Raw genomic sequence first — 15,600 nt, 5'->3', positions numbered from 1 at the left:
TGTGCAGGCAGCCTCTTGCTATTGACGGGCGGTGGCTAGTTTTTATTTTCCTTTGAATTCGGGTTTGCGTTTTTCTACAAAGGCCTGCATACCTTCCTTCTGATCTTCTGAGGCAAAGAGCATGTAGAAGTTTTTCCGCTCAAAATGAAGGCCTTCATCCAGATGGGTCTCAAAAGCCCTGTTTACTGATTCTTTAGCAAGGCGCGCGGCAACTGGTGACATGGCGGCTATTTCCCTGGCAAGGTCTTTAGCGGCTTCCATATACATCTCTACGGGGGCTATGCGATTTATGAGGCCTGCGGCCAGGGCCTCTTCAGCACTGATAAACTTACCGGTGAGTACCATCTCCATGGCTCTTGCTTTACCTACTGCGCGGGTCAGGCGCTGAGTGCCTCCAGCGCCGGGCATTACACCAATTTTGATTTCCGGCTGACCAAACCTGGCTGATTCAGAGGCGACGATCATGTCACAGGTCATGGCCAGCTCACACCCACCACCCAATGCGAAGCCTGATACGGCTGCAATCAGTGGCTTTTTGGTTTTTTTGATCTGGTCCCAGGTAGAGAATTGGTCGGTAATCAGCATATCAATAGCGGTCTTACCAGCCATCTGCTTAATATCAGCTCCGGCAGCAAAAGCCTTTTCGTTTCCGGTAAGGATGACCACCCTGACCTCATCATCAGCATCCAACTCCGCGAGTGCATCACGCAATTCACCCATAAGCTGCAGGTTAAGTGCATTGAGCTCTTTAGGGCGGTTGAGTCTGATTAAGGCTATGTGTTTTTCGAATTGGTTATCTACGGTAATGAATTCCATATACCAGGCTTTGGGTTTGTGTAAGAAGAATGGCCGAAATTACACCTTTTTCATAAGGGCAAAAAAAAACCTCCCCATTGTATGGGAAGGTTTTTTATCGAATGTTAAACAGGTGTATGAATAAAATTTGTGTGTTATGTATTGGTATATACCGGTTCTTAAGTAAAAGTAACCTGTGCTCATAAAAAAAAATCATAGTTCCACTTAACACATTGATAATCTCCGCATTACACTGATCAATTAGTAAGAAAAAAGAGGAGGTTGAACTCATTTACCCTGGTAAAGTCAGATTTTTTATTCTATCTGACGGACATACTTAGCAATCAAACCTTATTCTACCGTAACCGGAAAGGCTTGTTCGGGTTAGAACATGTAAATGACAATTCATGATTAACGTATTATTTGTCTGCCTGGGCAACATTTGCCGTTCCCCGCTGGCAGAGGGGGTATTTAAAAAATTAGTAGAGGACGAAGGCTTGGCCGACAGGTTTACTATAGACTCTGCAGGGACGAGCGGCTACCATGACGGGGATCCCGCAGACCCCCGTAGCATTGCATGCGGACGGGAGTATGACATTATTGTAGACAGTATCTCAAGGCAACTGGAACCTAAGGATTTTACAGAATTTGACTACCTAGTGGCCATGGATGAAAGTAACCGCCAGAATATCCTGAAAGCAGCCGGCAATACTATTAAGGGGTTCAAGCTGGTTATGATGAGAGACTTTGACGATGAGATACCGGCGGGAGGATCAAAAGATGTGCCTGACCCCTACTGGAGCGGACAGGACGGCTTTACGAAAGTATATGAAATGATATTACGCTCCGGGCGGAACTTTCTGGAGCACCTGAAAAAAGAACATAACCTGACATGATGGATGGAGCTTCCAAGACGCAGTTTTTTGAAAGCGCACTGTTTGAGAGCCTGGGCGAGGAGCTGCAGGTGAAGGATATCGAATTTAAAAGTGGGGGATGTATCAATAATGCAGTCCGGCTGATCACGGATAAGGGAAGTTTCTTTATCAAATGGAATGATCACGGGGAGCCTGATATGTTCGAGAAAGAATTCCGGGGGCTGGAGCTACTGAGAAAAGCGGGCAGCGGACATGTACCGCAGCCTTTTAATCACGGGCAGGTGGGCGAAAGCCGGTACTTGCTGACGGAGTACCTGGACAGCTACCGGAAAGACAATCGGTACTGGGAAAATCTGGGGCATAACCTGGCTCTGCTTCACCGACAGACAAGTGACCAGCCAGGACTGAACTTTAATAACTACATAGGCCGCCTTCCTCAGAATAATGAACCTCTGCCCGACTGGGTTGATTTTTTTATTGAGAGGCGCTTAAAGGTGCAGGCGGGGCTTGCGAGATATAATGGCCTTGTAGACGATGCCTTCATGAATCGTTTCAAAAAAATATATCCCAAACTTAGCGAAATTCTTACTGATGAGTCTCATTCGTTACTGCATGGAGACCTGTGGAGTGGCAACGTTATGACCGGACCGGACGGGGAGGGATGGTTGATTGATCCGGCGGTTTACTATGGAAACCGCGAGGTTGATTTAGGTTTTACCCGGCTATTCGGAGGCTTCGATCAAATTTTTTACGATGCCTATGAAGAATCCTATCCGACAATTACAGGCTTATCGGAACGAATTGATATTTATAATTTATATCCCTTATTAGTTCATGTTAATCTGTTTGGCCTTTCCTACCTAAGTGGCGTAGAACGAATAATCACTAAATACATCGAGTAAAAACCAAATCTTATCGAAATATAATTACACCTTGAAAAAATCGTTTTCCATTTTTACTAATTTTTTCCAAATTGATCCGTGTAAAATTAGGTCAGGTTAAACTCCCACTATGAACAATTATTTCGCGAAGAACCTACGGTATCTTAGAAAGAAGACCAGCCAGACTATGGAAGAAGTGGCTACCGTATTGGGAAAAAAGAAGAGTATAATAGGAAGTTATGAAAACGGGCAGGCTGAGCCCAGCTTGCAAACTGTTATTAAACTAGCCGACCATTTCAACATCTCATTGTGGAAATTTGTCGAGACTAACCTGGAAACTCTTCCTTCTGTAATCCCTGAACGAGGCCGGAATATCCAAACTTTCAGAAAAAAGCTGCGCGAAATCCGTAAGCTAAATGATGAAATCAGGAAAGGAGCACCTAGCCAGGACAAAAACGCCCTGCGTAAAAGTATGGACACTCTATCTGACGCCATGACGGAATTTGGCGACGAAATGGAGATCGCACTTTACAGGCAGGAGCGCCTCGAGAGAGCATACCTGGATATGTACCGTGAAAACGGTTAAATCGACTTATAATCTACTTATTCACAAGATTAGCCGACCTCCGGGCCGGCTATTTCTTTTTTCTGCTGACATTTTGCTAAGCGGGTGGTTCCGCTGATTCTATCATTCTCCCTACTGACTTCAGTATCCTTACGCATTAACAATTTTTCCACTCTTAGCGGGAAAGGTTATTGTTGTGTCTTTACGGCCGACCTAGTAATTATTCAATTTTTGGATTCCCTCAAAAGCCTAATTATCTGACACTTGAGGTTTAAATAGATTATTCCTTTTTTGAACTTGCCGCCTAATGGTGGTGCACTATAGGGTAGATGGAGAATAGTTAATGATATGTCGCTCATTAATCGAAGGGCACTTTAAGACGGTCAAACTGGTTTTATCCTCTATATTTGTTGTCCTTATATTAGAAGCCTTCTTTTTTGGGGGGAAAACATAAAGAAAATTATGATTCTGGTAGAGCATACGGTAATTTCTGATGATATCCGAGACGAGCTTTTTGTATGTAACCTTTCGAAGTGTAAAGGGGCATGCTGTGTAGAAGGAGACCTGGGTGCTCCGCTGGAGATGGAGGAGCTACCGGTCATTGAAAAAATAGCCGGTGCAGTGCGGCCTTACTTATCGGAGGCAGGACAGAAGGAACTGGATAAACAGGGCGCCTACGTGCTTGACTCAGACGGGGACTACTCTACTCCTACTATCGGGGGCAAAGAATGCATCTATGCGATCTACGATGATAAGGGCATTCTAAAGTGCGGTATCGAGCAGGCTTACCTGGACGGTGAGATAGATTGGAAAAAGCCGGTTTCCTGCCACCTGTATCCTATACGTATTACAAAATACGATGAATTTGAAGCACTGAATTATGACCGCTGGCACATTTGCGCCCCTGCCTGTGACCTGGGAAAGGAGCTGGGAGTGCCTGTCTATAAGTTCTTAAAAGATGCTCTCATCCGTAAGTATGGGGAGAAATGGTATAGCAGCCTGTGCCGGGAAATAGAGGAACGGGAGGAGGAAGAAAAAGAGGCTTAACCTGCAAATAAGTGGCCGGGCGGATAGGGATTCGGGAAAAAAAATTATCTTGGTCCACTGAACCCGTGATAAAATAACCATGCGTATACTAAAACGTGTCTTTTTAGTCCTTTTACTGTTAATCATCGCCCTTTTTTGCCTGGTGGCTTTTGCTAATTACAGCGACGGCGTGAGGGTGGGTGTGCCTATTAAAGTAAGTAAAAGAGGTGTACTGATAAAGACCTGGGAAGGCCAGCTTAATACTGGCGGATTCGGATCAGGCACTGACGGGGTGGGCCCTACGGTATGGGAGTTTAGTGTAGCTCCGGGGGATGCGGATGAGGTACTTGAAGAACTCAATACCGCTATTGAAAACGGACATCGTGTTAAGCTATTTTATAAAGAGAAATATATCAAACTTTTCTGGCTCGGTGACACGGAATACTTCGTGTACGACGTGCAGGAACTAAACAATTAGATCCCTATATGCCCGCCAAACCACCCTTATTATTATTACATGGCGCCTTGGGTAGCAAAGACCAGTTTGCTACCCTTGGGCAAAAGCTTTCGGAGACCTTCGAAATACATTCGCTTAACTTTTCCGGTCATGGTGGCCGAAGCGTTCAACCGGAGCCTTTTACCATACACTCCTTTGGCAGGGATGTACTGGTATATCTGGATGAACATAAGCTAGAAAAACCGAATACATTTGGTTTCAGTATGGGTGGCTACGTGGCTCTATGGCTTGCCCGCTTCCATCCTACCCGCATAGGCCGGATCATGACTCTGGGCACCAAATTTAACTGGACTCCACAGGCAGCAGTAAAGGAAAAGGCTATGCTGGATCCGGATACGATTTTGGAAAAGGTACCTAAGTTTGCCACTATGCTGAAAGAGAGGCATGCTCCCAGCAACTGGCGTACGGTGCTGCATAAAACAGCCGAAATGATGGAGGGCCTGGGTAATGGCGAATGCCTGAAGGATAAAGACTTTGAAGCTATAGATCACCTGACCAGGATATGTGTAGGATCGGAGGATACGATGGTCACTACTATCGAAAGTCAGCATGTAGCAGGACTAATCCCAGGCGGCACCTTTTTCCTCTTCAATAACTTTACTCACCCTATCGAACGTGCGGATACGGGCCTGCTATCAGAAGAGATTACTGAGTTTATGACAAAAGCATAGCTTCATTATTGGGTGAAATTGAGGCTAATGTAAAGCCCACTCGCTTTTATAGAAAAAAATAAGAGGCTGTCTCAAAAGTAGAGAGGCCTTATTTCATGCCAAACAATATTTGGATAATTACTATTTGCATTCTGCATGGCGAAGTCTGTCGTGACCCGGTCAGACGTGACCCGGTCAGGCGTGACCCGGTCAGGCGTGACCCGGTACCACCTCGCGGTAGTTACGAAGGATGAAAAATTATATTTTGAACAAAAAGAAAGAGGCTGCCTTTTGAGACAGCCTCTTTTATTTTGACAGGAGATTAGGCCATTACATATTCCGCCTGTACTGACCACCTACCTCAAACATGGCATTGGTGATCTGCCCAAGGCTGCAGTATTTGGTAGCCTCCATCAGTGCTTCAAACATATTCTTATTGTCTATTGCCTGGCGCTGTACCATCTTGAGTATATCGGGCCCGGTTTGATCATACATAGCCTTCAGTTTATTCAGGGTCTGTATCTGGGCTTCCTTCTCTTCTTTGGTAGCACGGATTACCTCGCTGGGAATAACGGTAGGTGAACCTTTGGAAGAAAGATAGGTATTTACGCCTATGATTGGATACTCACCGGTATGCTTGAGTGTCTCATAGTGCAGGCTCTCCTCCTGGATTTTACTGCGCTGGTACATGGTTTCCATGGCTCCCAGTACGCCGCCACGCTCGGTAATACGGTCAAACTCGGTCATCACGGCCTCTTCTACCAGGTCTGTGAGCTCTTCTATAATGAAGGCTCCCTGGATAGGATTCTCATTCTTAGCCAAGCCTAGCTCTTTGTTTATAATAAGCTGTATGGCTACCGCACGGCGTACTGACTCCTCGGTAGGGGTGGTAATAGCCTCGTCATAGGCATTGGTGTGCAGTGAGTTACAGTTATCATAAATTGCATACAAGGCCTGCAGGGTGGTCCGGATATCATTGAAGTCTATCTCCTGTGCATGAAGGGACCTGCCACTTGTCTGAATATGATACTTCAGCTTTTGGCTGCGGTCATTGGCATTGTACTTCTGCTTCATGGCCTTAGCCCATATACGACGGGCAACCCGGCCAATTACGGAGTATTCAGCATCCACTCCGTTAGAGAAGAAGAAGGATAAGTTAGGGGCAAACTTGTTGATGTCCATTCCGCGGCTGGCATAATATTCCACATAGGTGAAGCCATTGGCCAGGGTAAAGGCGAGCTGGGTAATTGGGTTAGCGCCGGCCTCGGCTATATGGTAGCCGGAGATGGATACGCTATAGAAGTTGCGCACATTATTCTCGATAAAATACTGCTGCATATCTCCCATAAGCCTCAGGCTGAATTCTGTACTGAAGATACAGGTATTCTGGGCCTGGTCCTCTTTCAGGATATCTGCCTGTACGGTGCCCCGTACTTTAGAGATTGTATCGGCTTTAATCTTTTCATAGACGTCGGCAGGCAGCACCTTATCGCCGGTAATACCTAAAAGCAAAAGCCCGAGACCGTTATTACCTTCAGGAAGGTCGCCCTTATAGGTGGGTTGCTCTGTACCTCTATCAGCAAACCATGTTTTGATCTTTTGCTTTACCTCATCTTCAAGGTCGTTTTCGCGAATGTATTTTTCGCATTGCTGATCAATGGCCGCATTCATGAAGAACCCGGTAATGATAGCAGCGGGCCCATTAATAGTCATGGAAACGGAGGTGGTGGGGTCAGCCAGGTCAAAGCCGCTGTAAAGTTTTTTGGCATCGTCCAGGCAGCAAACAGATACGCCTGAGTTACCGATCTTACCATAGATATCGGGACGATGGTCCGGATCATGGCCATAGAGTGTGACGGAATCAAATGCCGTACTCAGACGCTTGGCGGGCATATCCTGGCTGAGATAATGAAAGCGGCGGTTGGTCCGCTCGGGGCCGCCCTCCCCGGCAAACATACGGGTAGGGTCCTCTCCCTCCCGCTTGAAAGGGAAAACACCTGCTGTATAGGGAAACTCTCCGGGTACGTTCTCCTGAAGGTTCCAGTATAGGACATCACCCCAGGCCTCATACCGCGGGGTTACTACTTTAGGGATCTGTGTGTGTGATAAGGTCTCACGATGGGTCTTTACTCTAATCTCCTTGTCACGTACTTTATATACGTACTCGTCCTGCTTGTACTTATCTACTTTTTCATCCCAGCCCTCGAGTATCTTCATATTGTGCGGGTCCATATCCAGGTGCACTTTCTCGTAGGTTTCCTGCAGGGTTTTAAGCACTTCTTCAGAGCTCATGCCTGTTTCTTTGATGGTGTCGATACTCTTCTGCAGGCTATATAGTCTCTGGGCGACTTCTTTTTGTTCAACTGCCCATTTATTATAGTGACGGACCGTCTCGGAAATCTCTGAGAGGTAACGGGTGCGGGCAGGGGGGATAATGAATATCTTTTCGGACATCTCACCGCTGGCCTCAAAACTTGTCTGCAAATCAGTACCTGTTTTGTCAGCCAGCATGGTCATGATAGCCCGGTAGAGTGAGTTCATACCGGGATCATTGAACTGGGAAGCAATGGTACCATATACGGGGAGGTCTTCTTCTTTGGCTTCCCAGAGGTTATGGTTACGCTTATACTGTTTACGTACATCCCTCAGGGCATCCTGGGCGCCACGTTTATCAAACTTGTTCAATGCGATGATATCGGCAAAGTCAAGCATGTCGATTTTTTCCAGCTGGGTGGCTGCACCGTATTCAGGCGTCATCACGTAGAGTGACATGTCTGAGTGCTCAATGATCTCGGTATCGGACTGCCCTATTCCGGAAGTCTCCAGAATGATCAGATCGAAACTTGCCGCTTTTACTATATTAATAGCCTCCTGCACATATTTGCTTAGTGCGAGGTTACTTTGCCGGGTGGCCAGAGAGCGCATATACACACGCTCGTTATTGATGGCGTTCATCCGGATACGGTCACCGAGCAAAGCACCTCCGGTCTTTCGCTTACTGGGGTCTACGGAGATGATCGCAATCTTTTTATCATCAAAGTCAACCAGGAAACGGCGCACCAGTTCATCTACCAGGGAGGACTTGCCCGCTCCGCCGGTACCGGTAATACCGAGGACGGGCACCTTTATGTCTTTTGCTTTGGTCCGGATATCACTCAGCAGGCTGCTATGATCATCAGGAAAGTTCTCAGCCGCAGAGATAAGCCGTGCCAGTGAGGTTTTATCCTGCTCGCTCAGCTTATTTATTTCACCGTTTACCTGCTTGCCCACCGGAAAGTCAGCTGTCTTTACCAGGTGATTGATCATACCCTGCAAGCCCATTTCACGTCCGTCGTCCGGGCTGTAAATTCGGGTGATACCATACTCATGAAGTTCCTTAATCTCTTCGGGAAGGATAGTACCGCCCCCTCCTCCAAAGATCTTAATATGCCCTGCTCCTTTTTCCTTCAGCAGGTCGTACATATATTTAAAGTACTCCACGTGTCCACCCTGATAGCTGGTCATTGCGATAGCCTGGGCGTCTTCCTGGATAGCGGTATCCACTACTTCCTGTACGGAACGGTCATGCCCCAGGTGGATCACTTCCACACCGGTAGACTGAATAATACGACGCATGATATTGATAGCCGCATCGTGCCCGTCGAAAAGCGAGGCAGCGGTAACAATACGAATATTATTCTTGGGTTTGTAGGGTTGTTCAGTCACAGACATACGTATTATTTATGCTCGATTGGGCTGCAAAATTAAGGATAAAAAAACGATTTTTCGGTCACGGCTTCTATTTCAACCGAAACCGGAATCAGATTCTGCCTTTCCGGAGAATTTCCGGACAAACCACCTGTTTTTCCTCTTATCATCTAAAAGTTAACTTGTTACCCTTTTTCTTTACATCCATCTACTGGAAAGAGGACAACTATTTTACGGAGGGCAATGGAAGCTAATCAAAATAATGCAAACACCTGTATTACAATACATTGGGCTCTTTTTTAACAAATAAAATGCATGTTTTGATTTCAACTATTGGGTAATGAATAGCGAAAGCTGAAGGCATGGAAGAAGTCAATTTTATCCGAAATATCTTAAAAATCACTTCAGTAACATATCTATACACCTTCCTATAAATAGCGTCTGTCACTGGATTAATTTAGCAACTGATAAAAATTATAAGTTCCCCCGATTTGACAGGGGTAAAACCTAACCAATAAAACTCCTGAAAGACAGTCAGTTATGAAAAAAGTCTTCAACCAGTTAGGCTTTGCCAGTAGTATATTACTATTACTGGTCGCTATAGCACTTATTGCTATTTACGTAACCACAAGCCTCAGCGGATCCCGCATTGCGACACTACAATCAGAAATGGGCATGCTGCATGCGATGCAGCAACACTTGCAGAAAGCTGATCATACGGTGCGCCGTTCACTTACAAGTGACCAGAACACACCCTCCTTCCAGGCTTACCTTACGGAAGGCTCTCAATTAAAAAAGCTGATTATACACGGTGGCATCAATGATAATGATGAGACCCTAAAAGGTGCCCGAAAAGAGGTAAGGCCTCTGGCGAATGAGCTGGACTCTGGCTGGATGAAAATGTCCCGCACCCTTCAGGCTATGGCAGACATGCGTTTGCTGACTGAAAATAAGGCGCAGGTAATGCAAATGGCAGGAGACAGCTCCCTGGTAAGCTTTGAAAAAACAGAAAGAAGCCTGAACGGGGAGGTAATGAAGAAATGGGACAAGCTTGAGGAAAGTCAGGTGCGCCTATCTGCTCTTACCGGTAAGTGGCTGGAAACAGACCGTGCGGCTATTCAGAGCACCATCACTAATCGTAACCGTATCATAGGCGGTATTATTCTACTGGCATTTGTGTTTCTGGCGGGTAATGTCTATCTCTTCCGCTCACGAATTGTCAAGCCTATAAAAGAGTTGACCCAGATGCTGGAAAAAATGACTCTGGGAATACTGAACTACGATAAGATCAACCTGCCTGATAATGAGATTGGCCAGCTGGCTGATAATATGGGAAAGGTACGGAACCGGATGAAGGAGTTTACGGAGTTTGCCTTCCAGATAGGTGAAGGCACCTTTACTTCATCCTTCAGCGCCTCAAGTGAGCATGATGAACTGGGCCAGTCGCTTATAAATATGCGTGATAGCCTGGTAAAGGTTGCTGCTGAGGATAAAAAGCGTAACTGGGCTACTGAAGGATTTGCTGAATTCGGCGAAATACTTCGTAAGTACACGGATGACCTTACTACTCTTGCGGATGTGGTAGTGGGTAACCTGGTGAAATACCTGGGTGCTAACCAAGGTAGTATCTTTGTAATGGAAGAGCATGACGGACAGGAGGTAATGAGCATGAAAGGATGCTATGCCTATGGCCGCAAAAAATATATGGACATGAAGGTGGCAGTAGGCGAGGGTCTGCTGGGACAAGCTGCCCTGGAGAAAGACGTGATCTTTATCACTGAAGTGCCCCAGGACTATGTTCGCATCACAAGCGGACTGGGTGAGTCTACACCTTCATGTGTGCTTATTTCCCCTCTAATTATCAATGATGAGGTGTTCGGTGCACTGGAAATCGCCAGTTTCAGGGTATTTGATCAGCACGAAATAGAGTTTGTACGTAAGCTCAGCGAAAGTATCGCTTCTTCTATATCCAGCGTAAGAATCAGCGAAAATACGAAGCGCCTGCTTGAAGAGAGCCAGGAGCTTACCGAGCAGATGCAGGCAAATGAGGAAGAGATGCGCCAGAATATGGAAGAGCTTCAGGCTACCCATGAAGAAATGTCACGCATCCAGCGCAGCCTGCAGAATGAGAAGCAGGAGCAGGAGAAATTCGTTACCCTCATCGAGAACAGTAATGACTTTATCGGCATAGCTGACCTGGAAGGCAGAACTCAATATATTAACTCTACCGGCATGAAGGTGGTAGGTGTTTCTACAGAGGAGGAGGCACGTGCGCTGAGCATGGCCGACATGGTAACGGAAGAGGAAGCGGTTCGTCTTCGGAATGAAATCATTCCTAAAGTAATGGCTGAAGGCTACTGCAGCTATGAGAGTATGCTTGTAAACCGGAAGGCCAACAAAACAGTGCCGGTAGAAGCTACTGTAATCCTGCTGAAGAATAAAGAAACGGGTGAACCATTCGGTATCGCAACTGTACAGCGAGACATCAGTGAGAAAAAGCGTTTTGAGGAAGATATGCGTGCCGCTGAGGAGGAGATGATCCAAAACATGCGGGAGATGCGCTCTGTACAGGAAGAGATGCAAATCTTCCAGGAAGAACTTCAGTCTCAGAAGCTGGAGCAGGATAAATTCGTGACCCTTATTGAAAACAGCCAGGACTTCATTGCAATCGCAAATCCTGAAGCCAGGTGCCTGTTTATAAATAAGGCAGGACGCGAAATGGTAGGCGCTACCTCTGCAGAAGAAGTAAAAGACGCAGGGCTGGCCTCCTTCTTCCACATGGATGAGATACCTGCCTTTAATGACATACACCTGAAAAAAGTACTGGAAGGTGAGTCTGTACAGTTTGAATCCATCCTTCATAATAAAGCCAATAACACACACATACCTGTAGAGACGGCTCTGTTCCCTCTGAAAAAAGAAAGCGGAGACATCTATGCCATAGCGGCCGTGCAGCGCGACATGAGCCAGCATAAGGCGCAGGAAGAGCAGTTGAAGGAGCACCTGGAAGAAATGGCTGCCCAGGAAGAAGAACTCCGCCAGAACATGGAGGAGATGCAGGCCACGCAGGAGGAAATGGAGAAGGTATACCGGGAACTGCAGCATCAGAAAGGCGAGCAGGACAAGTTTGTGAGCCTGGTGGAAAACAGCCGTGATTTTGTGGGCATTGCTACTATGGAAGGGGACATGGTATTCCTGAACAAGGCAGGCCATGAGCTAATCGGCATGAAGGAAGGCACGAATATTAATGAAGTACATATGTCTGCATTCTTCTCCAAAGAGGAATTTGACCTGGTCATGTCAGACATTATGCCTACGGTGATAAAGGATGGATTCATGCGCTACGAAAGCACCCTCACGCACCAGGAAACAGGCGAAAAAATTGATGTAGAGGCTACTGTATTTGTACTGAGGGATCCTGATAGCCAGGAACCTGTAGCTATCGCATCACTACAGCGTGATATACGTGAGCAAAAGCGCTACCAGGAGGAAATGGACCTGCATATGGACCAGCTCCAGGCACAGGAAAAAATGATGGTGGACACTGTCAAAAACATGACCCAGGCACAGGAAGAGATGAGAGCGATCCAACAGTCGCTGGAATCTCAGAAAGCCGAACAGGATAAGTTTGTAGACCTGGTAGAAAACAGCACTGACTTTATTGCGCTCATGGATATGGACGGTAAGATCGACTTCATAAATGCTGCAGCAAAGAAACTGATGGGTAAGAAAGAAGTAGGAGAATTCAGCGCATTCTTTGCCAAGCAGGACAGTGAGCTGGTACGTACAACGCATATTAAAGAGGCACTTGATAAAGGTTCTGTTACCTTTGAAGCCATGCTTAACACCGGTGGTGCAGGGAGCCTGGTGAGTGTGCTTCTGTTCGTGCTGAAAGATAGAAAGACCAATGAGCCCGTATCGCTGGCCACTATTCAGCGAGTGATCACAACGGAATCTGTAAAATAACATCACAAAAGAGAAGTAGAACGTAAAGCCTGCCCTTCTGGGGCGGGCTTTTCTTATTATATCAAAGCAGTAAACGGGTAGCCATTACTCTGTCAGCAACTAATAATGGCATACTAATTCGGGAATGATCTGGTGAAACAATCCTGGCACAAACCGGCTTATCTATGCCTGTCCTGAACTATTATAGCTCAGGATTAACAAGTATGAGAAGGACAAGGGGGAGAGTATAGCCTGTGATCAGGAAAGGTATTGGTAAAGCATCACTTCTGACTTCTAACCACAGGATTAACGGAGCGATCCGTACTTAGCCGCCTGACAAGCTCTTGCAAGGTACGCTGATTTCCTTTTTTCCTGATATTCTGAAGGATATTCTCCTTCTCTTTACCAGTCAGCCTCCAGCTAAGTGAGGCCCGCTCCATAGGTACGTCCAGCAGGCCTGTTTGCGCTTTACTAAGTTCAGGGTGCTGATCCAGATAGAATGAAAGGGGGGAATACTCCAGTGTGAGCATCTGTACAGGTACGTCCATCCAACTCCCGGCATACTCAATATTCGTGTCATTATTGAGATCCTGGATATTGTCAAAGTTCTTGTACAGGTTGGCCAGAGGCGTGAAGATCTTATCAAACATATCCACTTCCTCTCCGCGGCTCACAGGGCCTTTTTTAGGAGTATCTCTAACTGACAGGATAATAACTCCCGATGTGTTCTCACTAAGCCAGTGCCTGAAGGTGTAGATAAAACGCACGGCGTCTGTGATGCCAAAGTTGTCTGTAACCCCGGCGTCCATCACTTCCAGCCGGGGCTCAGATGGAAGGCTTGCGTTGGGTGATACATAAGGGAAGGTAGCGGAAAGCCTCAGGGCTGTAAGAAAACTCATGTCCCCTGCCTGCTGGGCTTCGAATAGTCTTCTGAAATCCACTCCTTTCGGCTCTGCGGACTCCAATACGTACTCTGGCGTGGTAGCGCCCATGTAGCTCACCTTCTGGGAGGATATATAAAGTTTACGTCCATCATTGATTATAGTGGGCGTCATCAGCAGCATAGGGATCAGCGCATCGTATTCTGCCTGCCGGTAATCCTCCAGTGATTTATCCATTAGGCCACGGGTGTTCCGGTTTAACTTTCGCTCAAAACTGTAGCCTCTGTCCTTGGGGTATTCCCGGCCCTGGTATTCAAAACTTTGCCAGCGTACCAGCGGCTCATTTATCAGTAAGCTAAAAATGACAGGGTTGAGCATGTCTGAACTGATGGCTGTAGTATACTCGCGACTGTTTGTAGTGGGTATTTGTCCCTGTATTTTCCTAAGGGCCAGTTCACGATAGTAGGCTCCTCCTACGAGGCCACCTGAGGCTCCTGTCATAAGTATTGTGTGCCTTAACAGGCTGCCCTCAGTGGCACTGTCTGCCACCTGCAGGGCTCTTAAGGTCCATAATGCGGCGCGCTGTCCTCCCCCACTGCTACATATGAATATAGCAGGAGGTGGTGAGTCAAATTTTTTGCGCCAGTTATCGAGCATCTCAAGGGTATGCAAGCGATCTTCTTCCACGATGGGGCTGCCCTGCCTGGTTGCGTCCAAAGCGGCCAGGTAGTCTGCTCTTTCGGTATCATAGTCCAGGCCAAAGGCCTGGTGGATCCATTGCTCATGCCTGAGGGCGGAAATCATATTGAGCCCTATGAGGAGAACAAAGAAAATAGTGAGCGCCCAGCCCCTTACCCAAAAACTAATAGCACCTACAAACATGATGATAAGGGTGGCAAAGAGTATGGTGCTTGCTGCAGCGGGAATCTGCATGTATTGTGAGTCGGCAAAGAAGCTAAGGCCCATAATAACCCCGAAAATGAGCATCTCAATAATGATTGAGTTAAGGTGATGCTGGCTGAATATGTTAAGGATGTCTTCCCTGCTTACTGCTACCTCCGGATCAGGCACGGGCTGTAACCTCATATCCAGGCGGAGGAAGTATCGTACTTTTATTCTTTTTTTATTGATGCTCCGCCACCTTCTCATTATGGCAGCCCGGCTGATCTTCGATTTTCTAAGTTTTTTATCTACCTGTCTGGCCATCTTATTGGTGCTGATCACGTCTTTATTGGTAAGCCAGAAGTAAACGAAGAGGATGGAAACCATAAGAAAATAGCCTGCGAGCATGCCGCTGACCTTCAGCAGAATGTCCCAGAAGGTATTAAACTCATAGTCTAGTTGGTATACAAAAATCTGGATGATGTATATCACCAGAAATATAAAGGGAATGGTACTGTTATTGATGGTGAAGTGCATGAATGGCCGCTTAAGCAGGCCAAGAAAGGGGTATTTGGCACCGTCCAGTATATAGCAGGTGATGTGGTAGGCCATTGTGAAGCCTCCCAGGGTAAAGCCAACAATAAAAAAACTGGTAAAATCAACTGAATCGAGGTATTCGGGATCCAGAAACAGGTAGGGAATGCCTAGTGTCTTGCCAAAGTGACCAGCTATCACATAGGTAATAAGCACCCAGGTAAGTACCAGAAGTACATTCTTCTTAAGGTTGTTTACTAACAACTGAACCGGAAAGCTGTATCTTAACCTATCCACCATATCCTCACCATATACCTGTAATAAGATAAGGTTATAACGATAACAAACAGGTTTCAGGTAAG

The 15,600-nt window shown here is 46.5% G+C and carries 10 protein-coding genes; 7 read left to right on the top strand and 3 right to left on the bottom strand.

The features are described 5' to 3' along the window. Positions 1-42: 42 nt before the first annotated feature. Positions 43-816, bottom strand: a complete 774-nt coding sequence (locus tag AB9P05_RS11850; RefSeq protein ID WP_371909036.1) for an enoyl-CoA hydratase-related protein — start codon at positions 814-816, stop codon at positions 43-45. A gap of 386 nt (positions 817-1,202) precedes the next feature. Between AB9P05_RS11850 and AB9P05_RS11845 the strand changes: the two genes are divergently transcribed. The 6 genes from AB9P05_RS11845 to AB9P05_RS11820 all read left to right on the top strand — a co-directional run bounded on the left by AB9P05_RS11845 (position 1,203) and on the right by AB9P05_RS11820 (position 5,330). Next, positions 1,203-1,691: a low molecular weight protein-tyrosine-phosphatase gene (locus AB9P05_RS11845; protein WP_371909035.1), complete on the top strand. Its 489-nt coding sequence runs from the start codon at positions 1,203-1,205 to the stop codon at positions 1,689-1,691. Beyond that, positions 1,688-2,572, top strand: coding sequence for a fructosamine kinase family protein (locus tag AB9P05_RS11840; protein ID WP_371909034.1), 885 nt, complete (start codon positions 1,688-1,690; stop codon positions 2,570-2,572). The genes AB9P05_RS11845 and AB9P05_RS11840 overlap by 4 nt, the downstream gene beginning before the upstream one ends. A 109-nt stretch (positions 2,573-2,681) precedes the next feature. Next, positions 2,682-3,137: a helix-turn-helix domain-containing protein gene (locus AB9P05_RS11835; RefSeq protein WP_371909033.1), complete on the top strand. Its 456-nt coding sequence runs from the start codon at positions 2,682-2,684 to the stop codon at positions 3,135-3,137. A gap of 441 nt (positions 3,138-3,578) precedes the next feature. Next, a complete protein-coding gene (locus AB9P05_RS11830; protein WP_371909032.1) occupies positions 3,579-4,163 on the top strand; it encodes a DUF3109 family protein in 585 nt (194 codons plus the stop codon). A 79-nt stretch (positions 4,164-4,242) separates the two neighbouring features. Continuing rightward, positions 4,243-4,620 carry a hypothetical protein gene (locus tag AB9P05_RS11825; protein WP_371909031.1) on the top strand — a complete coding sequence of 126 codons (378 nt, stop codon included), beginning with the start codon at positions 4,243-4,245 and terminating at the stop codon, positions 4,618-4,620. 8 nt (positions 4,621-4,628) lie between these two features. Then, positions 4,629-5,330: an alpha/beta fold hydrolase gene (locus tag AB9P05_RS11820; protein WP_371909030.1), complete on the top strand. Its 702-nt coding sequence runs from the start codon at positions 4,629-4,631 to the stop codon at positions 5,328-5,330. Between the two features lie 309 nt (positions 5,331-5,639). On the opposite strand, the gene AB9P05_RS11815 is transcribed toward AB9P05_RS11820, so the two are convergent. Further along, positions 5,640-9,020: a methylmalonyl-CoA mutase family protein gene (locus tag AB9P05_RS11815; RefSeq protein WP_371909029.1), complete on the bottom strand. Its 3,381-nt coding sequence runs from the start codon at positions 9,018-9,020 to the stop codon at positions 5,640-5,642. Positions 9,021-9,536: 516 nt separating this feature from the next. Between AB9P05_RS11815 and AB9P05_RS11810 the strand changes: the two genes are divergently transcribed. Then, the gene (locus AB9P05_RS11810; RefSeq protein WP_371909028.1) at positions 9,537-12,962 is read left to right on the top strand and encodes a PAS domain S-box protein; all 3,426 of its coding nucleotides are present in this window, start codon (positions 9,537-9,539) and stop codon (positions 12,960-12,962) included. A 260-nt stretch (positions 12,963-13,222) separates the two neighbouring features. Here AB9P05_RS11810 and AB9P05_RS11805 read toward each other — a convergent pair whose 3' ends face one another. Next, entirely contained in the window at positions 13,223-15,538 is a 2,316-nt protein-coding gene (locus tag AB9P05_RS11805; RefSeq protein ID WP_371909027.1) for a patatin-like phospholipase family protein, read from the bottom strand. Positions 15,539-15,600 lie beyond the last annotated feature (62 nt).

It is taken from the genome of Roseivirga sp. BDSF3-8 (assembly GCF_041449215.1).
GTDB lineage: Bacteria > Bacteroidota > Bacteroidia > Cytophagales > Cyclobacteriaceae > JBGNFV01.
The sequence above is the reverse complement of the archived record's forward strand: the minus strand, read 5'-3'. Positions and strand labels throughout refer to the sequence as shown.

Excerpts from the sequence above, each read along its gene's own strand:
- AB9P05_RS11850 (WP_371909036.1), bottom strand. The coding sequence starts at position 816 with ATGGAATTCATTACCGTAGATAACCAATTCGAAAAACACATAGCCTTA.
- AB9P05_RS11845 (WP_371909035.1), top strand. The coding sequence starts at position 1,203 with ATGATTAACGTATTATTTGTCTGCCTGGGCAACATTTGCCGTTCCCCG.
- AB9P05_RS11840 (WP_371909034.1), top strand. The coding sequence starts at position 1,688 with ATGATGGATGGAGCTTCCAAGACGCAGTTTTTTGAAAGCGCACTGTTT.
- AB9P05_RS11835 (WP_371909033.1), top strand. The coding sequence starts at position 2,682 with ATGAACAATTATTTCGCGAAGAACCTACGGTATCTTAGAAAGAAGACC.
- AB9P05_RS11830 (WP_371909032.1), top strand. The coding sequence starts at position 3,579 with ATGATTCTGGTAGAGCATACGGTAATTTCTGATGATATCCGAGACGAG.
- AB9P05_RS11825 (WP_371909031.1), top strand. The coding sequence starts at position 4,243 with ATGCGTATACTAAAACGTGTCTTTTTAGTCCTTTTACTGTTAATCATC.
- AB9P05_RS11820 (WP_371909030.1), top strand. The coding sequence starts at position 4,629 with ATGCCCGCCAAACCACCCTTATTATTATTACATGGCGCCTTGGGTAGC.
- AB9P05_RS11815 (WP_371909029.1), bottom strand. The coding sequence starts at position 9,020 with ATGTCTGTGACTGAACAACCCTACAAACCCAAGAATAATATTCGTATT.
- AB9P05_RS11810 (WP_371909028.1), top strand. The coding sequence starts at position 9,537 with ATGAAAAAAGTCTTCAACCAGTTAGGCTTTGCCAGTAGTATATTACTA.
- AB9P05_RS11805 (WP_371909027.1), bottom strand. The coding sequence starts at position 15,538 with ATGGTGGATAGGTTAAGATACAGCTTTCCGGTTCAGTTGTTAGTAAAC.